Source organism: Ignavibacteriota bacterium (assembly GCA_013285405.1).
In the GTDB taxonomy this organism is placed as follows: domain Bacteria; phylum Bacteroidota; class Ignavibacteria; order Ignavibacteriales; family Ignavibacteriaceae; genus IGN2.
On sequence record CP053446.1, the window covers coordinates 638,341 to 661,677 of the forward strand.

Here is a 23,337-nt window from a genome sequence, read left to right on the forward strand (position 1 = left end):
ATTATGAAGAAAGTTTTATTTATTACATATTATTGGCCGCCATCAGGGAAAGCATCGCTTCACTGGCCTTTAAAAATTATTAAACACCTCCCTTCTTTTGGCTGGATGCCTTCTGTTTTGACGGTCGATGAAGATACTTTCACACAAAAGGATGATACCTTTAAAAATGAAATCTCAACTGAAGTAAAGATTATCCGAGCGAAATCTGTTGAACCTTTTAATATTTACAAAAAATTTATTGGTAAATCCAGCAATGATCAACTTATTGCCTCTGAGACTATTTCGAAAAAAAACAAAAGCTTTTCACACAGTCTGTCTATATGGATAAGGATGAATTTATTCATTCCGGATTCAAGAGTTGGTTGGTATTTTCCAGCAGTTAAAGCCGGTAAAACTTTTTTGAATAATGAAAAAGTTGATGCAATCGTTTCAATCGGACCGCCACACACATCACATCTTGTCGGTAAAAAGCTTTCCTCCATTTTTAATATTCCCCACTTCCCTGTTTTCATTGATCCATGGATTGATATTTCATATTATAAAAATTTTAATCGGAACAAACTCACTCTTTCTATTGATAAACATCTGGAAAAATCTGTATTGCTGAACGCTGCTTCAGTCATATTTGTAACACAGTCAATGTGCAATGACTTCATAAAAAAATATCCGTCAATAAAAGATAAAGCCAATGTTCTGTATTGGGGATACAGTGAGGAAGATTTTTGCCCACCCCCTAACCCCCTTCCTAAGGAAGGGGGAAATGAAGAAATAATTCTTCATGCAGGGAATATTTTTGATTATCAGAATCCAAAATATTTTTGGCAATCCCTGAGAAAAAAAATTGATCGGGGGGAAAAGATTAAATTGGTTTTTGTGGGTACTGTATCACCCGGAATTAAGCAATCAATTTTAGTTGCAGGTCTTGAACCAAACACAATTTACAAGGGATTTTTGCCTTATAAAAAAATGCTGAATGAGATGATGAGTGCGGACTATCTTTTAGTCTGTGCAACCGAACCACGACATGTACCGGGGAAACTCTTTGAATATCTGAGAGCAGGAAAACCGATTATTGCTTTTGGTGATGGAAATGAAGAAGTGAAAAAAATTCTTACCGAAGCAAATGCAGGAATGATGTTTGGGTATGAGGAAAGTGGAGAGAAGTTTTTCAATGAGTCATCTCACTTTAAGTCTGACCAGGAATTCATAAAAAGATTTGAAAGAAAAAATATTAGTCAAGGATTGAGTTTAATTTTGAATAAGGTTGGTGTATAATTCTCTGTACTTTGCGGCAATATTTTGTGGATTGAAATATTGTAATACTTTTGCTCTTGCAGCTTCACTCATTTTTTGTCGATAATCTTCATTCAATAGAATTTTAAGCATACCTTCTGCTAATGCTTCAGCTGATCTTAGTTTTGTCAATAAACCATTCAATTCATTATCCACCATATCGGGGATTCCCCCAGTATCAAATGCAACAACCGGTGTTCCACATGCCATTGATTCCATAATAGTATTTGGCAAGTTATCCTCCAAGGATGGAGCTACAAAAACATCGGCAGAATTATATACAGAAACTATTTGGTCATCATTTTTAACTGAACCTAATTGATTTACTTTAAATGGAATTTTATTTAATATATTTTTGTCAATTTTACCAAAGACTGCAATTTCTATTTCGGAATTTAAACTTTTGTTTTTAATAAAATTTAACGCTTCAATCAAATAATAAAATCCTTTTCGTTTGTCTTTAAGATTCATCGCGCCAAATAGAATTATTTTTTTATCCAAAGGTAATTTCAAGTTTTTTCTGACACTATTCTTGTTAACTGGTTTAAATAAACTGGAATCAATAGGTGTTGGTATAACAAAAATATTTTTATTGGAAAATAAATAACTTCGTGCGACTTCGCTTGCAAGCCAATTGCTTGTTGTAACAAATGTTAAATTTAGTTTATTGAATATTGATTCTTTACGTTTAAAAATTCGATTGGAAAGATCATGATTACTTCTAAATTTGAGCGCTGGACAATTCTTACATTCAGATAAATACTTATTACAATCTCCAACATAATGACAGCCGCCTGTAAATGACCACATATCGTGAAGTATCCATACGATTGGTTTTCCATGTTTTCCGATTCGTTCAATTGCTTTCAGCGAAATAAATCCACCATTTATCCATTGAAGATTAATTACATTAGCATCCTTTATAATCTGATATTTTGAAATGTCTAAACCAATTTTTGGATAAGAAAATCTCCCTCGGTCCTTGTTAGTGAAAAATCGTATAAATCCTTCATCAAGTACCATTCGACTTTGATAATAAAGTTTAGATAAACTTTTGGTTGTTGTTGATATGATTTTAGGATCAAAACTAATTTTTTTTTGAACAAGAAGCTTTGCATCAATGCCATTTAATGCCTGTGCATCAACTATTCTTTTGCAGGCAATTGCAGCTCCACCTGCTAAATCAGAAGTACTTAAATGAACGATTTTCAACTTACTTATATCCGTAAATATTTAACTGGAGATCTATCTGTGGATTAAACTTATTCTTTCGATTAATAAAAGGCATCTCTCTGTAATTAACAAGATTGACGAAATATCTAAATTTATTATCTTCAAGTACTTTTAGGATTTTTGATAATTTTTGATCTGATTTAGCATAAGAATGGTATTCAATAAAAATATTTCTTACCTGATTTAATGAGTCCTTACAATCTAATATTACTTCATATTCTGCACCTTCGATATCAATTTTGAGTAAGTCTATTGACTTTTCAATTTCAATTAAATCTTTAAGTCTAATTGTTGGAACTTTTGTTTTATTTCTCGAAGAATTAATTGATGCACCATCAGCTCCTTCCAAACCAATTTCAATCCCATCTTTATTTATCCAAACTGCCTTATCAATCAATTCTACATTATTAATTCCATTCCTTGAAAGATTATCACGAAGAATTTTTGCAATATTTGGATCAGCTTCAAAAGCCACAATCTTAGAGGCAGGATAATGTTTACTGAAGTATAAACTACTTACCCCGATATTTGCTCCACAATCGTAAATGACCTGATTGATAGAATCAGTTACAAATTTGTAGCTTTCATCAGCAAATATATCTTTGTACTGCCAAATAAATGACAGAGAATCATTTGTAAATAGTTTCAAACCATTAAAATTAAAATTTCTTGCTACAAATCTTTTTTTACTGCCATAGAGTATTGAGTAGAAAATAAATCTCCGATAAGCTGAGCTTTTAATAAATCTATATAACCAGTACTGAGTATGTTCAAGAAAAACACGCAATATTTTTCAGCCTATTTAATTTATAATGATTAAGAGCGATTATTTATTTTTGTCGCTAATATTATGTTATCCAAGTATAGATCGTTATTTCTGGGCATAAATTTCCTGAATATTATACCAAGCACTGTAACAGGTGTCATGAAAAAGAATGTAACTAATTTTTTTAATAATGAATGTTTACGATACACTAATTTATAAAGGTAAAGATTAAACAATTGAGCAAATACGGTCAGATCACCGGCAGTTTTTTTCTGTACCATTATTTCAAAACCATATTTCTCCAAGAGATATCTTATACCAAACGAGGAATACCTGGCAAAATCAAATGGCTTTTCGTGTTCGTCCCAAACGAATGGTAAAGTTATTAGCAGTTTCCCTCCTAACTTTAACACTCTATTTAATTCTGAAAGGAAAAGATTTGGTTCGAAAACATGTTCAAATACCTGGTTGCAGATTATTGAATCAACCTGTTTATCTTTTATAGGAATTGTTTTACCATTATAAAATATATCAGCAAAAGATTTAACATTATGAATACTGGTTTGAATATCTATTCCAATATAACTGCTCACTTTAAAAAGTTTTTCATAAGGTTTATTTCCACATCCAATATCAACAGCTAATCCATTAATTTCATCGGCTAAGGACATAATATTTTTTAGTAATTCTTTACGGGCAATGTAAAAAGGATTTATAAATAACCCTAAGACGTCCGGATAAAATTGCTGCTTTTCATAATACTTTTTTAGTGATTCTAACATTCGACTTTAATTAAGTAGATAATGTTGAGTTGAGCTTTCAATATTTCATCATAAAATTAATGACCCTTCTAATCGTACCAATATTTACCAAAGAATTAATTTGGCTCTGAATTTCATCTGAATATTTAAGATCTTTCTCCAGCATTTTAATATCATTATCCTCTACGATTTCAACATCAAATTTGGCTATTTTTCTTTTGAAGTTCGTACCCGTCGCATCCACACCAATATTATTTACGAATGAACGTATCGGGTAAATACAGAAAGCATCATTTATAATATGAGTAAACACCCATTTGACAGCCCATGAATCTATTTTACCATCAATTGCTTTTTGTAGCATGGGTACTAAATCTGTTCCTGCTTTATCCAATAAGTTTCTAAGTGATTTTTTATCCCTCACATTAAAGACGGTTTCAGGTTTCCATATAGCATTTTTCCATCTATCTTTCCAGGTTGCCCAACCCCAGGATGATGCTCTTGGTGAAATATAAACCTTGTAAAAATATGATAGTGGAATTTTAATTGGGAAATTATAACCAGAAATAGAATATATCCTTTTATCATCTACATAAAAATTCAGTGCAAGATTGATAAAGTTGAGGAAATTTTTTGATGTTAGAATATCATCTTCAAGAACAATGACTTTTTCATAGTGATTGAATACTTCATTAACTCCGGAAATGACCGAATCAGCCAACCCTAAATTTTCATCACGTTGTATAATATCAATTTTGGCAAATCCTTTGACTGTTTTTAGATAGCTTCTAACATTGTTAATCTTTTTTTCATCATTATCTGATTTAGCCCCATCAGAATAAATAAATAATTTTGATTTAGCTGCTAATATATTTTTCTGTAATGCTTCAACAGTCTTCCTAGTATGTTCGGGCCGATTATAGACGAAGAGAATTATCGGGGATAAATTGTTTACAGACATTAAAAATTGATGTAATAGTTATATTTTCTAAAACAAATATAATCTATTTGTTATAAACCACTTTTATTTTAAACCTAATATGAAAAGCCCTGACAAAAAATATTTTTTCAGTCAGAGCTTTAATAAATTGAGTGTGAAATTTATTTCATCAATATCATTTTTTGTGTCGATGAATGCTCCATCGAAAGCAGTGAAAAGAAATAAATTCCACTGGGTAACTCAGTCGCATCAAATTCAATCTGATAAAAACCAGGAATTTTTAACTCATCAACTAAGGTTCTGATTTTCTGACCAAGCGAGTCATAAACAATTAAAAAAATGTGTGTGGTCTTTGGAATTGAATACTTAATTACAGTTACAGAATTAAAGGGATTGGGGTAATTCTGATACAAAGTAAAATCCTGGAGCGGAACATTTACTTCAATTTCATTAGAATATTCGAAATGACCATTGAAGTCGATTTGTTTCAATCTGTAATAGTTCATCCCAGGTTCTGAACTAAAAAGATCATCAACAAATGAATATGTATGCAATTCAGTTGATGTTCCCTGACCGTTTATAAAAGCTATTGTTCGCCAATTATCTTCCTGTGTACATCTTTCAATTTCAAAACCAAGGTTATTTACTTCAGTTGAGGTTACCCATTCCAGCAAGATCTGCTCATTAACTACTTTGCCTGTAAATGAAACTAACTCTACAGGAACAATTAAATCAGAAGGAACCAAATGGGTATTTCCAGCAAAGTCAAGGTGATTTTGAAGAATTGAAAAATCTCTAATATCATCAGCTCCGTCATTATTAATTCCGAGATCTTCAAGTATATCAAATTTCCAATAGCCAACTAACCCACTATCAGCACTTAAGTAGTAGGAACTCTCCAACGGTGAGTTCATAAGTGCAGTAATTTGCTGGCTGTTCTTTTTAAAATTCCAGATTCTAAGTTCATCAATTTGTCCATTAAAAAATCCGCTTACCACATAACTACCATTATGAAGCATGTATCCGTGAGCACCAACATAGATATTATATGTAGTGTTCAAAGCTGGATATGAAAAGCCGTTCTGATCATTTTGTAATACACCATTAATATAAGTTTTCATTCCACCAGAGCCCCAGGTAAAAGCATAATGAACCCAGTTGTTGATATATTGCCAAAATGAGTTATTAGTTCTTACATCAATTTCCAGTGAAGGTGGATATTGAATTCTTGAATAAAGATAACCCGTACCATATTCAAGATACGCATAGAAGTCACCAACGTTCCATTGCTCTTCATTCTTTGCAAAGAAAACATCTCCCAAATTTCCTGGAGGTTGAAAATCTTTTACTTTGATCCAGGCTTCAAGCGTGCCTTTTACTGTTGGCAAGTACGGATTGTTAAATGTGTTAGCAAAATCACCATTGCCATCAAAATCAACTGAGTTACCAAATGATGTTTGAGGTAAGATGTCTGTGATTGCCATTAGAAAAATTATAAAATTAAAACCTGACAATATTTTAATCAATTTCATTTCATTACCTATAGTTTAATTAAAATAGAATAATTAACCCGCAATTATGTTATAATTTTATTTGAATGAATTAATAAATTTCGAGTATAATCTTATAACTAAATGAATATATTTAATTTAACAATCTGGCCCCGAATAATAAAAAATCAATGCTGATTATGGAAATATTATAATTTTATTAAACTTATTTCATAAGTAACATTTTTCTGGTGGTCGAATTTTTTTCTGAACTGAGCGTGTAAAAATACAGTCCACTCGATAACTTTTCTCCATTAAATTCTGTTTCATAATATCCCGGTTCAATAATCTCATCAACCAGTTTGCTCACTTCTTTCCCCAGTATATCTGTCACGATTAGTGAAACGTGACCAGATTCAGGAATTGAATACTTAATTTTTGTAATTGGATTAAAAGGATTCGGATAGTTTTGAAAAAGTGAAAAATCCTTTAGTGGAACATTGATTTCAAGTTCTTCCGAATATTCATAACTACCACTGTAATCAATTTGTTTCAATCTGTAAAAATATAATCCAGGTTGAACTCCAAAAAGATCATCTGTATAGGAATATTCCTGAAGCTCAGTAGAAGTTCCCTTACCATTTACAAAAGCAATTGTTCGCCAATCATCTTCCAGAGAACGTCTTTCAATTTCAAAACCCCAATTATTAATTTCTGTTGCCGTTGACCAATTGAGAATGATATCGCCATTCTGAAATTCATAGTTAAAAGTTTTTAACTCAACTGGAAGACCACCATTGTCGGTAAACAAAATGACTGACTGATTCCCGGATAAATAACCCGGTGTTCCTATAATCCACCCCTTACTGTTATCAAAAAAATAAATATTTAAATATTCATAATCGTCTCCTGTATGTTCCAATATCCAAGTAATGCCACCATTGCTAGTTCTTAAACGTGTTTCATCTTTACCTACTACCCAACCAAATTCTGTATTACTAAAGAAAACGGATCTAAGATTAACCACAGTTGACGAAAATTGTCCAAACCAAGTTTCACCTCCATTGGTCGTTTTTCCAATCGTTCCATACTCGCCAACAAACCAACCAACATTCTCATTCACAAAATGCATTCCCCAAAGTGTAATTTGCCCTATCTGAGCTTTCAACTCCCATGAATTTCCACCATCTGTCGTTTTTCTCACTTCCCCCATTTCACCACAAACCCATCCGATATTTACATCTAGAAAATATACCCAATAATTGTTAAACGGACCTGTGAATGAACTTTGCCAGCTACTACCACCATCGGTAGTTTTTAATACTAGTCCAAAATTTCCAACTAACCAACCCACATTCGTATTAACGAAAAAACCTTCTTGAATTCTAATATACACTCCACTTGAAACATCATACCACGAATTTCCACCATCTGTAGATTTTTTAATAACACCACCATCACCTGCAATAATTCCATTATTGGAGTCAAAAAACTTTATAAAAGTTAATGCGTAATTTGTACCACTACTTTTAGGAATCCAGCTAACACCGGAATTTGTGGTTTTTAATATTCTCCCATTTGCCCCTACAATCCACCCGGTGTTTTGATCGATGAAAAAAGTTTCATATAAATTTTCATAAACACCACTAGATTGATTATACCACTGTGCATTTATCAAATTACTGGAAAGAAATAAAATAATGAGAAGAGTTAAATATTTTTTCATATGTCCTCCATAAAAAAAATTAAAATTTTTCATAGCTACTCCATGAAATTTATTTAACGTGTTAACACATATTAATTACTAACTTAGTCATTCCAAGTAATAAAACCAAGTCTTATTTGCATTTTCTGCCTATGATTACTGTGCAAATAAATTACTTTAATCTAAAAATCAAAGTGCTGAGAGTTTTTGCGAGCAATTGATAATTTTGGTCATTCAAGAAGCAATAAACTTCTGACTTTTGGGGATTTTCGAAGCTAAACTCTTTATCTTCAATTATTATATACATCGGTACATACTTGTCCCAATTATTAGACTTTAAAACTTCCGAATCCAAACCTTCGACATCTATGCTCATAAAATCTATATTCTGTCCCTTCGGTAGAAATGTGTCCAGTACGCTTCCTAAAGTTTTTGTTTTCATTTCTACTGTTTTGACTATTTTATATGCATTGAGTTTTTCTCCTTCCGAAGATAACTCGCGTGAGAAACCATTCAATGCTGGTTCATTAAATATGTAGTAAGTCAATTCCTCTTCCTTTGAACTTATCGGTATTTCAAGATTGATATCCTTAGGGCGGATTCGATCAAATTTATTCTTACTACCCGGCATTGGCTCAATATTAATTCCTCTCCAACCTCTTTTGTAAAAATAATATGTGTTAGAAAATCTTTTTGGATGATGAGCCCCTACATCAATATAGAACCCTCTCACTATCTTACCATAAAACAATCTACTTAAAATTAAATCTTCGCCTTCCTGTGCATAAGCTTTTGATGTAAAATCATTAAAAACATTATTATAAATGTCTAGTAGATATAAGTAAAGTTTTTCGGGTAATATATTTTTTAATCTTTTCATTATATCTTTTATTTGATTTTTTGTTGATTGAATTAAACTTAATGGAAATATTCACAATTCATAAAAACGAAAGTTAAATTCCCAAGCAATTATTATTTCTGTAGAAAATTGTGGTCATATTATTGTAGCTCACTACTGGAAGTAATCTTTCAAAGTCTATTCTTTTAAAACCATTACTTAATAAAAGATCGATAGAAGTTTTATATTCAGGGCGTTGAATGTTATCATAAATAATAATGCCATCATCAGTTAATTATTTTATACTAAAGCTTATACAATTATTTCTATCCACCCCATCGATGCTGATTACATCATATTTGGTATCATCAGCAGTAATTTCCTTTGCGTATGAAAGGTCATTATTGAAAGGCCTATGAACAGCTTGTACGTTTTTGGGAAAAAGAGATTTATATTCCATATACCAGGTTAAATCATGTTCAACACATTTAATGGAACTGATTCTTCGAGCGTACCATAAAGTTGAGTTTCCGCTTCCATATTCAAAGACTACAAAATTCTTTTTTAATCTTGGCTCTATAAATTTATTGAATGAATGTGTACACCAGGGGATTGGGTTTCCATTCTGATCAATTGACTTTTTTGTATGAAAACTTTTAAACCACCCATCATCTCGAATTCCGCTCGAAAGAATTATTTGAACTACTCCTCCAACCTTCATCCAATTTAGGATTCGCCATATGATTAGTTTTATTTTGCTTATCATAAATAAACTGCTATAATTTTATCAACTAATTATTTTTTAGACTAATATCTTTAATATAGCTAAAAAGCGTAATTCCGGATATCGACTTCAACATTAACTTCATTTGAACCATATAACCTTTATTGAATGACGGAACAAATGCTATACAAGTATAACTAATCAATGTTGCAATTGCCGATCCAACTATTCCATAGATTGGAATAAAAATAAAATTTAAGATTATGTTTAAAACCATCCCAACAAATGAACGAAGGAATGACAGCTTTGTTAGGTTTTCATTTATTAAATACTGACTGCTTGCAACTCCCAGGAAAACTGCAACTCCTGCCCATATATAGATTGTTAGTATTGGTGCAGCAGCTAAAAACTCACTACCGAATAATAGTTCAATTATTAGTGATGAAAAAATTGTTACGGGTACCGCTATCCCGATCGCCAGCCAGGCTAACAGATCATATAATTTTTGCATCCTGTTATTATAGAAATCAATACTGACATTCTTTGCATTTACAATTGCAGGAAAAATTGCATTGCATAATGTAACTGGAATAAAATACCATGCTTCACAAAGTCTTACGGCAACTGAATAATATCCTACTGCTTCATCGTTTAACATATTCTTTATCATAACCTGATCAATACGCATATAAATCATTACAAAAACTCCGGATAATGCCAGCGGCCATGAATCTTTAAGCAATGATGAAGCTATTTTTTTGGAGTACTTCCATTTAAATACGGATAATTTATTGTGATGATAAACTACAACAAGTCCGATAGCCAGAATAAAATATTCCAGAGAAGCTGCTATAATAAAATAAATGATCGGAGCTTTGAGAGTAATGAGGATAATTTTTAATGCTGATGAAAAAATAACCGAAACAGATAGTGCATAAGCATTATACTTTGCTTTTACAATTCCTCTGAAGTAATACTCGATTGCAGAAAATGATTGGAATATAAACGATGCAGAAAAAATTAATATCAATATGCTTGTATAAGTGCTTTCCCCAGTCAGTATTAATACGATTGCTGTAATTATTATACAAACTATACTGCCAGCTAATCTTAACAGGAAAACTGTACCATTAATTTCATCTCTCTTATCAGGATTTTTTACAAGTTCTCTTGTTGAGATAGATTCAAGACCAAGAGTGCTGATGGCAGCAAATATCCATGCAAAACTTATTGCATAACTATAAAGTCCGAAATCTTTTGGTCCGAGATATCTTACAACAAAGATCGTAACAATGAAAGAAATTAATATGCGCAGGATTCTTTCGAAAAAAAACCAGGAGGTATTAGCTAAATATTTTTTAAATGAGTCAGAAGAGAAATTAATCTTCGTACTTACTTTTTCATTTGTATCACCCAACTTTGGCTTTTCCCTGGAATTTTTTTCTGAGATCAAGAGCGATCCCAATTACTACACCAAGAATGACAATTGAGCTGAAAATGAAGGACAGATTTTTAGATAAAACCCAGGATTCCGGAAGATATACAAATTCTATTTTATGATTGCCTTTTGGAACAACGATTCCTCTGAAGTCGTGATTCGCACGAAAGATTTTTGTTTCATTTCCATCAATAAAAGCTTTCCAGCCTGTGTGAACTTTAAATAATCTGTAATCTGTTTCACCGGACATATAAGTATCACCAAGAAACAGAAAGTTATTTCCACTTGCATTAACATCGAGATGAATATATTCATCTTCGAACTTTTCTATTTTAACGAATGCGGTACTGTCAGGTACTTCAATTCCATTTATATCTTCTTCGGTGAAAGCAATGAATGCAGGATCAAATTGTGTATTCTTAACCATATTAATAATTTCTAAACCAGATTTTTTAGCTATCTGGTTTACAAAATAAGCTCTCGGCAAAGCATCATTATTCTTATACACAAAAGATTTGTCACCTGAGAAGATCAATTCACTGTTTGGCAGATTAACTGCCTTGTCAAATACAAGATATTTCACATTCAGCATTCTCCAGAAAATCGGGTTAGCCGGAGAACCGAGCACATCATAATAATCTTGTATTGCGCGTGGTTTAATTCCTGAGTAACCATAAATATCGTACATCAAAAAGTATGAAAGATAATTTGAGTTCTGGTTCAGTGCACCAATTGAACCATCCTGCTTCAGATTTAAAACTCTGAAAACAGATTTATCACCCGTGTTTTCGATTGCCCGGATATAATCAGGTTTGTTGAATAATTTTTCGATTCCTGAATATTCAGTAAAGGTTTCTCCGCGATAATTTATTCTGAAAAGATCAACTACCACCAAAACTGATATCACAATTACCATCAGATCAGAACTTAGTCTTTTCCGTAGGAAAGCAAATGCAAGTCCGAAAGTTGCAGCAGCAAAAAAGAATGCATAACGAATATCAGATAGAAACATATCGCCCATATAATCGTGAATTGCCTGAAGTCTCGCACCTTTTTGAGGTTCACTTGCCACTCTTGTGATGAACCAATCTTTTAATGGGGAACCAAGCAATAACGTCAGTACAAAAATTCCAAGAAAAACATAAAACGCATTACGAATTATCTTTGCAACTTTTTCGTCCGGATTTGTTTTAAGTGAAATTATTTTAACGAGACCTAAACCTGCAAGAATCGGAAAACTCAACTGCACAAGTACAAGAATCATTGAGGGCACTCTAAACTTATCAAAAAACGGGAAGTAATTGAACATCAGATCATAAAACAACGGGAATGTTCTTCCAAAAGAAATCAACAAAGCAATAACAGAAAGTATGGTGAAGAATCTGACTAATGGATTTTTCCAATCTGTAAACATTGCAAACAACGCAAGAAAGAAAACAATAACTCCCATATACATTGCAACATCAACAAAAGGCATCTGTCCAAAATATGTATTCACTTCAACAGGTTGATTTTGAGAAAGAGGACCCTGATAAGTTGACTTACCAAATCCGTAGTATGAAGGAATGATGAATGTAAGAACTTCCCCCGGAGAAAATGACCAGTTGGTTGCATAATCATAAAAATCTGATTCAGATTGTTTTGTGCTTCCTGCATCTTTTTCAACAATACTTTCAGTTCCTCTGGTCGAATAAGGATTATATTCATAGATCTGAGTGAGGTTATCGGATTGTATCAAAAGTCCGACAGCAACTGCTGCTATAAAAATTGCCAATGATTTTATCATTTGTGATCTGAGTATTTTATCCTTCAGTCTAATTGATCTTAAAAAGAAATAAATGAAATAAATCATCACTGCAAAGAAAATGTAAAAGATTATCTGCACGTGCCAGCCAAGAAACATCACATCTATAAAAAAGATAAGCAGGAAAATCTCAAGCCATTTAATCCGTTTTTGAAAATTGAATAACAGCAGAAAAAGTACAGGAAAAACCCATAATGCCGTTAATTTCGTAACGTGACCTATAAACAAAAATACAATTATGCCTGTACTGAATGATGATGCAATTCCTACTAATAAGCTGACAGCTTTATTCTTTGTTTGTAAATAAAAAAATGTAAACATTGTGTAAGCGAGCGCAAGTAAGTAAAATGTCCATTTAGCATAATCAACAATGAATGGACTGCTGAATATTGATCGCACGGTATCAACTGAAACCCAAATCAAATTAAACCATTTATATCCCGTAGCAATTGCATAAGCAGGCATTCCTCCAAAAACATACGGATTCCAAAGAGTGTAATCTCCTTCGTGTGTCTCGAGATAAGTTTTGGCACTCATACTGGTCATAATATCACCAGACTGGAAAGTCTTTCCGCCAAAATATATTGGTGAAAAGAAAATCAGGAATAAAACCAATATTACTATTGCAAATACAAGTATATGATATTTCTCGGAAATGTAATTGCCAAGATTGAAGGCTGAAATAAATGTTGGTTTTTCTTGCTTCGTTGATTTGACGACCTTACTAATTTTTTTTGCTGACATAGTTTTCCAGAATTTTATTTTTTTTGTGCGATGAAATTTATTCCTGAGCCTGTTTTATTTTCAGAAGTAAAATCCAGTTTCATCATTATTAAAGTAAACGGAAATGTTAACAGATAATATAAAGGTAAAATCAGAAGAAATAGTTTGGAGATGTTTAATAAAAGCATTGGATATTTAATCCCGAGCCGCCATGCTTTATCACCCCAGAATCCATAAGTGTATCTTGATTTGTAAGTTGAAAAACCAAGTGGATGAAGTTTATTCTCCAGATCTTCTTTTGAATATCCGTCTCTGGCATGTTCACTTATAAAACTTTTTTCATCATCGTGATGAACATCGCTTCCACCGTATATTGATGGTGAGTTGATGAGAAGATAACCCCCTGATTTCAAAGATGAATAAAAATTGCTGAAAACTTTTTTATCATCGGTAATGTGTTCCATTACATCAACACAAACAATTAAATCAAATTTGCTCTTATGATTGATGATGGTCAAATCTTCAACAGCAAAAGTAGTATCGGCAATTTTTTTTTGCTCAAAAAATTTTTTACAGTCATTTATCCAATCATCTTTAACATCGACAGAGAGAATTTTACAGGGATTTATTTTTTTTGACATGAAATATGTGTACTGCCCGAAACCAGAACCCGCATCATATATACTGATGTTTGAACTTCCGAATTTTTTTCTGATATCTTTTAATTCCCTTCTGACATACCATGAACGAAGAAACATTAAATCAAGAATTTTATAAAAAAAGATTCTGAGTGAAGGAAATTTGCGAATTGTGTTTGCGAAAATATTCTTTATGGGATCGTAATACATTTTACCTATGGTAGATGTCAAATGGGCGATGGTAAATGTTTAATTGAGTCATTTACTCATTTAGTTTATATCAGGAAAGAATAACTTAAGAATATTAAAAATTGGATTTATCATTTTACATCTTCCCTCTTCAATCATACATTTTACATCAACCATCATACATTCTAGCTTTTATCTTTGATAACATATTCTCTGTCATCCATAGAATTGTGAACAATCACTTCACCGAGCAATCCGACGGCAAATAATTGAACTCCAACTATGATCAATAGCATACCAAGAAATATCATTGGTCGATTACTCAACGAGTGCCCCTGAATCCACAATACAGTCAGGTAGGCGAGTATGATAATACCTATCAGAAATGCAAGCGCACCTAAAAATCCAAAAAAATGCATCGGACGTTTTATATACCGGGTTACAAATGTTACTGTTACAAGATCAATGAATCCTTTAAAGAATCGTGAGATTCCAAATTTAGTTTTACCGTATCTGCGGGGATGATGCATTACCGGAATTTCTGTAACAGTATATCCCTGCCATTTTGCCAGAACAGGAATATATCTGTGAAGTTCACCATACACTTTTACATTTTCAACAACTTCTTTTTTGTAAGCTTTAAGTCCACAATTAAAATCGTGAAGTTTTATTCCGCTTATCACTCGTGTAACAAAGTTGAAAAACTTTGATGACATTTTTTTTATAAATGGATCCTGACGCTTCTTCTTCCAGCCAGAACATAAATCGAACCCTTCTTCAAGTTTCTTCAGAAGGTTTGGGATTTCCTGCGGATCATCTTGCAAGTCAGCATCCATTGTAACAACAACATCACCGGTTGCTTCTTTGAAGCCAACATGCAACGCTGCAGATTTTCCATAATTTTTTCTGAAACTAAAATATCTGAACCTGTTATCAGTCTTGGTAACTTCTTTCAATTTTTGAAGCGATAAGTCTGTGCTGCCATCGTCAATTAATATCACTTCATAATTAGTATTTAGTTTGCTAATTGCTTTCCTGATTTCGTGACTCAAAGGAATTATTGATTCTTCTTCATTAAAAAGCGGAATCACAATTGATATTTTCTTGAATGAAGTTTTTAACTTCTCAAAGTGAGGTGATTGGTTTGGTTTATGGTGATAGCGTTTTCTTCGATTGTAGTATCGTTTATATCCGATAGATTGTTGTTTCTGAATTTCTTGACGGGTATCTTTTTCTTCCACGAATCAGGTCTTTTATAATATTATTTTAATTGTTATAAAACGTTGAAATTTCAACATTTAACTTTATTTCAAAATTAATTTAATCCTGTATTAAATACAATTTAATATTATTCATCGGGTTTCCAGTCCAGTGTATCCAAATGTGAGTTGCACAACGTTTAATCTTGACAATTTTGTATAGATAAGATAAATTTGAAGAGCAAAACAAAATACTTGTTGACACATAAAAGATATTATCAGGAAAATCAAATGAGTTCGACAGAAGTCTCCAAAATAGAAGAATTAGCAAATAAAGAATACAAATATGGTTTCGTATCTGAAATTGAAGCAGATACTTTACCAAATGGTCTGAATGAAGAGATTATAAAACAACTTTCTGCAAAGAAAAATGAACCTGAATTTATGCTTGAATGGAGATTGAAAGCTTACAGGCATTGGTTAACAATGAAAGAACCACATTGGTCGAATGTAAAGTATCCTCCTGTTGATTACCAGGCGATTTCTTATTACTCAGCACCGAAGAAAAAACCATCATTAAAAAGTTTGGATGAAGTTGATCCGGAATTACTTGAAGTTTACAAGAAACTTGGAATTTCTTTAGATGAACAAAAAAGATTAACAGGTGTTGCAGTAGATGCAGTATTTGACAGCGTTTCTGTTGCCACAACTTTTAAAGACAAACTAAATGAGCTCGGTATTATCTTCTGTTCATTTTCTGATGCAGTGCAAAATCATCCCGATCTAATAAAAAAATATCTCGGAAGTGTTGTTCCTTATACAGATAATTTTTATGCTTCACTAAATTCGGCGGTATTCAGCGATGGTTCATTCGCATATATTCCAAAAGGTGTTCGATGCCCGATGGAGCTATCAACTTACTTCAGGATTAACGCTGCAAATACCGGACAGTTCGAAAGAACTTTAATTATTGCAGATGAAGGGGCATACGTTAGCTACCTTGAAGGATGCACTGCTCCTATGCGGGATGAAAACCAATTGCACGCTGCAGTTGTTGAACTGATCGCTTTGGATAATGCTCAAATAAAATATTCAACTGTTCAAAACTGGTATCCGGGCGATAAAGATGGCAAAGGCGGTATTTATAATTTTGTTACAAAACGCGGTGCATGCCGGGGAGTAAATTCAAAAATTTCCTGGACACAGGTTGAAACAGGTTCTGCAATCACATGGAAATACCCGAGTTGTATCCTTCAAGGTGACAATTCAATCGGCGAGTTTTACTCTGTGGCAATGACAAATAATATGCAGCAAGCCGATACCGGAACAAAGATGATTCATATTGGCAAAAACACACGAAGCACTATAATCTCAAAAGGTATTTCTGCAGGAAGAAGTCAAAACAGTTATCGCGGCTTGGTGAAAATTACTAAGAGAGCTGAAAACGCCCGTAACTTTTCTCAGTGTGATTCCCTTCTGCTGGGAGATAAATGTGGTGCGCATACTTTTCCATATCTTGAAATAAATAATTCGTCAGCAAAGATGGAGCATGAAGCTACTACATCCAAAATTGGTGAAGATCAGATTTTTTACCTCAATCAACGCGGAATTTCAACTGAAGAAGCAATCGGGTTGATCGTGAACGGTTATTGCAAGGAAGTATTTGCTGAACTTCCAATGGAGTTTGCGGTTGAAGCAACCAAGCTATTAAGTGTAAGCCTTGAAGGAAGTGTTGGTTAGGACAGTTTGTCATTCTGAATCCGGCAGCTGCCGGATGAAAAATCTGAGTCAGCAATAAGATTCTTCGCTTCGCTCAGAATGACTTGACAAGTAATATTAAAAATTAAAAGGATAACAATGTTAGAAATAAAAAATTTACACGCAGGTATTGCAGGAAATAAAATTCTGAAAGGAATTAATCTAAAAGTAAAAGCTGGCGAAGTTCATGCAATTATGGGTCCGAACGGTTCCGGTAAAAGTACTCTTGCACAGGTTCTTGCCGGAAGAGAAGAATTTCAGGTGACAGAAGGTGAAGTTTTTTATAACGGAAAAAATCTTCTGGAATTGGCTACAGAAGACAGAGCAAGAGAAGGTGTCTTTCTTGCATTTCAATATCCGGTTGAAATTCCTGGTGTTTCAAATACAAATCTTCTAAAAACAGCTTTGAACGAAATAAGAAAATATCATGGTGAGGAAGAACTCGACACAATGGAATTCCTTTCCCTAATAAAAGAAAAAATGAAATTAGTTGAACTCGATCAGAAATTTTTAAGCAGGTCTGTTAATGAAGGTTTTTCAGGTGGTGAGAAAAAGAGAAATGAAATATTTCAAATGGCAGTACTCCAGCCAAAGCTTGCAATACTTGATGAAACTGATTCAGGTCTTGATATTGATGCATTAAAAATTGTTGCTAACGGGGTAAACAAACTTCGATCGAAGGAGAACGCAACGATTGTAGTAACTCACTATCAGCGTTTACTCAATTACATCGTTCCGGATTTCGTTCATGTTCTTTACCAGGGAAAAATAGTAAAGTCTGGTGGAAAAGAATTAGCTCTGGAACTTGAAGCGAAGGGATATGATTGGGTAAAAAATGGTAATAAGGAAGCGGTGGTAAATCAATAATGAATAATCCGGTTGATATAAAAGATTGGTATCTCTCAAATTTTGGTGAGTTTGAGAAACGATTAAACGGCGGAAAAGAAAACTCTATCCATCAAAAAAGAAAAACTGCTCTTTCAAACTTCAGCAAGCTTGAATTCCCGACTATCAAAGATGAAGAATGGAAATACACAAGTATTGCCCCATTGTTAAAATATAATTTTGTACCAAAATTCGTCAGGAAAGTCATCCCAAAAGATTTCATCAAATCATTATTATTTGATGAGATGGAACATAGCCTGATAGTATTTATTAATGGAAGAGTCTCCACTGAACACACGGATTTGCTAAATCTTCCGGAAGGTGTTGTTGTTGGAAGTGTTGAAGAACAAACAAAAAAGCAAAATGAAAATTTTCTGAAGCATTTTGGAAAATATGCAGACGACAACAATCATATTTTCACGGCATTAAGTACAGCGTACACAGATGATGGTGCTTTCATTTTCGTTCCCGCGGGAAAAATAGTTGAAGAACCAATTCACATAATTTTTATTACTGATTCAGAAGATGAAAAAATATTAACGCAGCCAAGAAATCTTTTTATTGCCGAAAAAAACTCCCAGGTTACAATCATCGAGCATTATGTTGGTTATAAGGAACAAATTTATTTTACTAATACTGTTACTGAAATAGTGGCTGAAGAAAATGCTGTTGTTGATCACATAAAACTTCAGGAAGAAAGTAAAAATGCATTCCACATTGCAAGAATGGAAGTTGACCAGGAACGAAACAGTAATTTCAGTTCACATCTGATTTCAACCGGTGCTGAACTTTCACGCAATGATTTCAATGCAAAGTTTAATGGTGAAGGTGGTGAATGTACACTGAATGGATTATATATGATCGATGGAACACAATTATTCGATGCTCATACTTTGATGGATCATGCGAAACCACATTGTAATAGTCACGAACATTACAAAGGAATTCTTGATGATAAATCACGCGGTGTTTTTAACGGTAAAATTATAGTCAGACCCGACGCTCAAAAGACAAATGCATTCCAGGAAAACAACAGTATTCTTTTATCCGATGGCGCATTGGTAAATACCAAACCACAGCTTGAAATTTTTGCCGATGATGTTAAATGTTCACATGGTGCTACTATCGGGCAAATGGATGATGAAGCAAAATTCTATCTGAAATCAAGAGGCATTGGTGAAGAAGCAAGTAAAGGTATTTTATTACACGCTTTTGCAAGCGATGTTATTACATCAATTAAAATTGAAACGATAAGAGATTATGCAGAAAAAGTGATAACTCAAAAATTTGATGAGCAGGAAAATTGATGACCACACATGCTGAAACAGCAGTTTCTGTTTCTAAAAATAGTTTTAATGTAAACAGAATTCGTGAAGACTTTCCGATCCTAAGTAAAAAAGTACACGGCAAAAATCTTGTTTATCTTGATAATGCTGCAACTACTCAGAAACCCGTTTATGTAATCGATAAGATTAATAATTATTACACGACGATGAACGCAAATATTCATCGTGGAGTTCATGCACTCAGCCAGGAAGCAACGGAAGCTTTTGAAAGTGCAAGAATCCAAATCAAGCAATTCATCAATGCACTGGGAAAAAACCAGGTAATCTTTACAAGAGGAACAACTGAAGCAATAAATCTTGTTGCAAGTTCATACGGAAGAAAAAATATTAAAGAAGGCGATGAAATAATTATTTCACACATGGAACATCACTCCAACATTGTCCCTTGGCAGCTTCTCTGTATTGAAAAAAATGCAAAGCTGAGAGTAATTCCAATTAACGATGACGGCTCATTGATCTATGATGAATTTGAAAAGATGGTTAACGAGAGAACAAAATTTATTTCGATAGTTTATGTGTCAAATTCCTTAGGCACAATCAATCCGATTAGGAAAATAATTAAATACGCTCACCAATTTAATATCCCGGTATTAGTTGATGCTGCACAAGCAGTAAATCATTTAAGAGTTGATGTTCAGGAACTTGATTGTGATTTTTTAGCGTTCTCCGGACATAAAATTTACGGTCCCACAGGTATTGGTGCTCTTTACGGAAAAGTTGAACTGCTCGATGCAATGCCTCCATATCAAGGCGGCGGTGATATGATTTCAAAAGTTACATTTGAAGAAACTACTTACAACGAGTTGCCTCATAAGTTTGAAGCAGGAACACCTGATATTGCCGGGGCAATTGGTCTTGGGGCCGCTATTGAATATGTAAATAAAATCGGAATAGAAAATATAAGAGAGCATGAACACAGCTTGCTTGAATATGCAACCACAAAAATTGCTGAAGTACCGGGTTTGAAGATCATTGGAACTGCAAAGGAAAAAACAAGTGTTCTTTCTTTTGTACTTGAAAATATTCATCCGCACGACATCGGAACTTTTCTGGATTTTGAAGGAATTGCAATCAGGACCGGACATCATTGCACACAACCACTGATGCAGAGATTTAATATTCCCGCAACATCACGCGCGTCATTCGCAATGTATAACACAAAACAAGAAATCGATGTTTTAATAAATGGGTTGAAAAAAATATTCGAGGTTTTTGGATGAACCGGGAATTGAAAGAACTTTATCAGCAGGTAATTCTTGATCATAACAAAAGCCCGAGAAATTTTCGGAAAATGGAAAACGCTACACAAACCGCAGAAGGTTATAATTCTCTTTGTGGTGATCGGATTGATGTATTTTTATTTGTGGAAGATGGACTAATAAAAGATGTTTCATTCAATGGTGAAGGTTGTGCAATTTCAAAAGCTTCTGCTTCACTAATGACTTCAATATTAAAAGGTAAAAGTGTTGAAGATGCCGAAAAACTTTTTGAAAAATTTCACGATCTTGTAACTGGAAAACTCGGTGATAACCCTGATACAGATGAACTTGGAAAACTTGCTGTATTTGCAGGAGTTCAGGAATTTCCAGTCAGAGTAAAATGTGCTTCACTTGCATGGCACACTATGATCAATGCATTACATAATAAAAATGAAAAAGTGACAACCGAATAAGAGTAAGATTAACAGTATGAGTAAGAAATAATGGTAGAATTAAACAAACAACAACTGGAAGAAAAAATAATCCAAACTTTAAAAACTTGTTACGATCCTGAAATTCCTGTGGATATTTTCGAGCTTGGTTTAATTTATGAAATTATTATTGATGATGAATCTAACGTAAACATTAAAATGACTTTAACTTCACCAGCTTGTCCTGTTGCAGGATCACTTCCACCGGAAGTTGAAGCAAAAGTAAAAGCCATGCCGGAAGTCAAAAGTGCAAAAGTAGAAGTTGTATGGAGTCCGCCGTGGGATAAGGATATGATGTCAGAAGTTGCAAAAGTTGAATTGGGTTTTATGTGAGTTGTCATTCCGAATTTATTTCGGGATCTTAAATAGTAATCAAAGATGCTGAAATAAATTCAGCATGACTTATAATGAAATAATAAGGAGTAAAAATGTTCAACATAAGTTCAAGACCACCAATCTACGATCAGAGTTCTGTTCAACCGATGCGGGACGAATTAGTAGCCGTAGGCTTTAATGAATTGTTAACGCCCAAAGAGGTTGAAGAAGCTATAAAAGTAAATAACAACGAGACTGTTTTCGTGTTTATAAATTCAGTTTGCGGTTGTGCTGCCGGTAGCGCGAGACCAGGAATTTCACTTGCGCTACAGAATAATATTATTCCAGATAAACTTTATACTGTTTTTGCCGGTCAGGAAAGAGATGCTGTTGATAAAACCAGAGAGCTGATAGGAAATCTTCCACCATCCTCTCCGAGTGTTGCATTATTCAAAAATGGTAAGTTAGTACATTTTATGCATCGTTACGAAATTGAAGGTAGTATGCCCAAACAGATTTCAGATTATTGGAGAAATATTTTTAATGAGCAATGTTCTAAACAAGGTCCATCAATTCCGGCAGAACATTTTGAGAAAGTTATGTATGCAAAACAATGTGGTTCGAAGATTCCGTTGTTTCAAGGATAAGTAGTTTATGCTGAATTTATTTCAGCATCTTAATAAATAATATAAGACCCTGAATCAAGTTCAGGGTAAATTATTATGAAATTTAGTACACAAGAAAAATCATAATGCTGAACCTGTCTGCCGACAGGCAGGCTTGTTTCAGCATCTCATTGACAAACGAACTGGAGTCCCTGAATCAAGTTCAGGATAAATTATTATGAAATTCAGCACATAAGAAAAATCATAATGCTGAACCTGTCTGCCGACAGGCAGGCTTGTTTCAGCATCTCATTGACAAACGAACTGGAGTCCCTGAATCAAGTTCAGGGTAAATTATTATGAAATTCAGCACATAAGAAAAATCATAATGCTGAACCTGTCTGCCGACAGGCAGGCTTATTTCAGCATCTCATTGACAAACGAACTGGAGTCCCTGAATCAAGTTCAGGGTAAATTATTATGAAATTCAGCACACAAGAAGAATACGGATTAAGACTTTTACTGAGAATTGCCAAAAGTGATTCTCAGCATGGTCTCACTATTCCTGAACTCAGTGAAGTTGAAGGATTATCACCGGCAAATACAGCAAAAATTTTAAGAGCTTTAAGACTTGCCGGTTTCATTGAAAGTGCAAGAGGTCAAACAGGCGGTTACAAATTAAGTCAGGCAGCAGATAAAATTATTATCAATGATGTGTTAACTGCGCTTGGTGGTAAACTATATGAATCCAATTTCTGCGATCTTCATTCGGGGATGGAAAATATCTGTACAAACTCCATCGATTGCAGTATTCGTTCTGTTTGGAAAACTATTCAAAATGTTCTCGACGGCGTACTGAGTAAATTCACATTACAAGACCTTCTCGGAAAAGAACAGGAAGTTCAGGCGCTTGCTTTAACTTATGCACAGGAGATGGAATCAAAGTTTAACAAGAATTAAATAAACCAATTCTTCCCCCAACTACTACTTTAAGTCA

General features: G+C 33.5%; 21 protein-coding genes. 9 read left to right on the forward strand and 12 right to left on the reverse strand.

Translation table 11 applies throughout. The annotated features are described in order from the left end of the window. Nucleotides 1-3 precede the first annotated feature (3 nt). The gene (locus HND39_02730; GenBank protein QKJ95271.1) at nucleotides 4-1,275 is read left to right on the forward strand and encodes a glycosyltransferase; all 1,272 of its coding nucleotides are present in this window, start codon (nucleotides 4-6) and stop codon (nucleotides 1,273-1,275) included. On the opposite strand, the gene HND39_02735 is transcribed toward HND39_02730, so the two are convergent. The 12 genes from HND39_02735 to HND39_02790 form a co-directional block, all read right to left on the reverse strand. Then, entirely contained in the window at nucleotides 1,249-2,505 is a 1,257-nt protein-coding gene (locus HND39_02735; protein QKJ95272.1) for a glycosyltransferase, read from the reverse strand. The genes HND39_02730 and HND39_02735 overlap by 27 nt on opposite strands. A 1-nt stretch (nucleotide 2,506) precedes the next feature. Further along, nucleotides 2,507-3,313: an FkbM family methyltransferase gene (locus HND39_02740; protein QKJ95273.1), complete on the reverse strand. Its 807-nt coding sequence runs from the start codon at nucleotides 3,311-3,313 to the stop codon at nucleotides 2,507-2,509. Nucleotides 3,314-3,342: 29 nt separating this feature from the next. After that, nucleotides 3,343-4,074: a class I SAM-dependent methyltransferase gene (locus HND39_02745; protein QKJ95274.1), complete on the reverse strand. Its 732-nt coding sequence runs from the start codon at nucleotides 4,072-4,074 to the stop codon at nucleotides 3,343-3,345. A 37-nt stretch (nucleotides 4,075-4,111) separates the two neighbouring features. Further along, nucleotides 4,112-5,014 (reverse strand): sugar transferase, encoded by a 903-nt coding sequence (locus tag HND39_02750; GenBank protein ID QKJ95275.1) that lies wholly within the window; start codon nucleotides 5,012-5,014, stop codon nucleotides 4,112-4,114. Between the two features lie 140 nt (nucleotides 5,015-5,154). After that, nucleotides 5,155-6,525, reverse strand: a complete 1,371-nt coding sequence (locus HND39_02755) for a T9SS type A sorting domain-containing protein (protein QKJ95276.1) — start codon at nucleotides 6,523-6,525, stop codon at nucleotides 5,155-5,157. A gap of 184 nt (nucleotides 6,526-6,709) precedes the next feature. Continuing rightward, nucleotides 6,710-8,209, reverse strand: a complete 1,500-nt coding sequence (locus tag HND39_02760; GenBank protein ID QKJ95277.1) for a T9SS type A sorting domain-containing protein — start codon at nucleotides 8,207-8,209, stop codon at nucleotides 6,710-6,712. A 151-nt stretch (nucleotides 8,210-8,360) separates the two neighbouring features. After that, nucleotides 8,361-9,068 (reverse strand): FkbM family methyltransferase, encoded by a 708-nt coding sequence (locus HND39_02765; GenBank protein QKJ95278.1) that lies wholly within the window; start codon nucleotides 9,066-9,068, stop codon nucleotides 8,361-8,363. A 253-nt stretch (nucleotides 9,069-9,321) separates the two neighbouring features. Continuing rightward, nucleotides 9,322-9,792, reverse strand: a complete 471-nt coding sequence (locus HND39_02770) for an FkbM family methyltransferase (protein ID QKJ95279.1) — start codon at nucleotides 9,790-9,792, stop codon at nucleotides 9,322-9,324. A gap of 25 nt (nucleotides 9,793-9,817) precedes the next feature. Then, complete coding sequence (locus HND39_02775) at nucleotides 9,818-11,203, reverse strand: flippase (GenBank protein QKJ95280.1); 1,386 nt, start codon at nucleotides 11,201-11,203, stop codon at nucleotides 9,818-9,820. Further along, nucleotides 11,160-13,736, reverse strand: a complete 2,577-nt coding sequence (locus HND39_02780; protein QKJ95281.1) for a hypothetical protein — start codon at nucleotides 13,734-13,736, stop codon at nucleotides 11,160-11,162. Before HND39_02780 ends, HND39_02775 begins: the two co-directional genes overlap by 44 nt. A 14-nt stretch (nucleotides 13,737-13,750) precedes the next feature. Then, on the reverse strand, nucleotides 13,751-14,563 hold the full coding sequence (locus tag HND39_02785; protein ID QKJ95282.1) for a class I SAM-dependent methyltransferase: 813 nt from the start codon (nucleotides 14,561-14,563) through the stop codon (nucleotides 13,751-13,753). 164 nt (nucleotides 14,564-14,727) lie between these two features. Next, a complete protein-coding gene (locus HND39_02790; protein QKJ95283.1) occupies nucleotides 14,728-15,783 on the reverse strand; it encodes a glycosyltransferase in 1,056 nt (351 codons plus the stop codon). 249 nt (nucleotides 15,784-16,032) lie between these two features. On the opposite strand from HND39_02790, the gene sufB reads away from it, so the two are divergent. The 8 genes from sufB to HND39_02830 all read left to right on the forward strand — a co-directional run bounded on the left by sufB (nucleotide 16,033) and on the right by HND39_02830 (nucleotide 23,300). Beyond that, a complete protein-coding gene (sufB, locus tag HND39_02795) occupies nucleotides 16,033-17,481 on the forward strand; it encodes a Fe-S cluster assembly protein SufB (GenBank protein QKJ95284.1) in 1,449 nt (482 codons plus the stop codon). A 117-nt stretch (nucleotides 17,482-17,598) separates the two neighbouring features. Further along, complete coding sequence (sufC, locus tag HND39_02800) at nucleotides 17,599-18,366, forward strand: Fe-S cluster assembly ATPase SufC (protein QKJ95285.1); 768 nt, start codon at nucleotides 17,599-17,601, stop codon at nucleotides 18,364-18,366. Then, a complete protein-coding gene (sufD, locus tag HND39_02805) occupies nucleotides 18,366-19,691 on the forward strand; it encodes a Fe-S cluster assembly protein SufD (protein QKJ95286.1) in 1,326 nt (441 codons plus the stop codon). Before sufC ends, sufD begins: the two co-directional genes overlap by 1 nt. After that, complete coding sequence (locus tag HND39_02810) at nucleotides 19,691-20,950, forward strand: cysteine desulfurase (GenBank protein QKJ95287.1); 1,260 nt, start codon at nucleotides 19,691-19,693, stop codon at nucleotides 20,948-20,950. Before sufD ends, HND39_02810 begins: the two co-directional genes overlap by 1 nt. Next, nucleotides 20,947-21,402: an SUF system NifU family Fe-S cluster assembly protein gene (locus HND39_02815; protein QKJ95288.1), complete on the forward strand. Its 456-nt coding sequence runs from the start codon at nucleotides 20,947-20,949 to the stop codon at nucleotides 21,400-21,402. The genes HND39_02810 and HND39_02815 overlap by 4 nt, the downstream gene beginning before the upstream one ends. A gap of 27 nt (nucleotides 21,403-21,429) precedes the next feature. Then, complete coding sequence (locus HND39_02820; protein QKJ97858.1) at nucleotides 21,430-21,753, forward strand: DUF59 domain-containing protein; 324 nt, start codon at nucleotides 21,430-21,432, stop codon at nucleotides 21,751-21,753. 95 nt (nucleotides 21,754-21,848) lie between these two features. Then, nucleotides 21,849-22,382 (forward strand): BrxA/BrxB family bacilliredoxin, encoded by a 534-nt coding sequence (locus tag HND39_02825; protein QKJ95289.1) that lies wholly within the window; start codon nucleotides 21,849-21,851, stop codon nucleotides 22,380-22,382. Between the two features lie 438 nt (nucleotides 22,383-22,820). Beyond that, a complete protein-coding gene (locus HND39_02830; GenBank protein QKJ95290.1) occupies nucleotides 22,821-23,300 on the forward strand; it encodes an Rrf2 family transcriptional regulator in 480 nt (159 codons plus the stop codon). Nucleotides 23,301-23,337 lie beyond the last annotated feature (37 nt).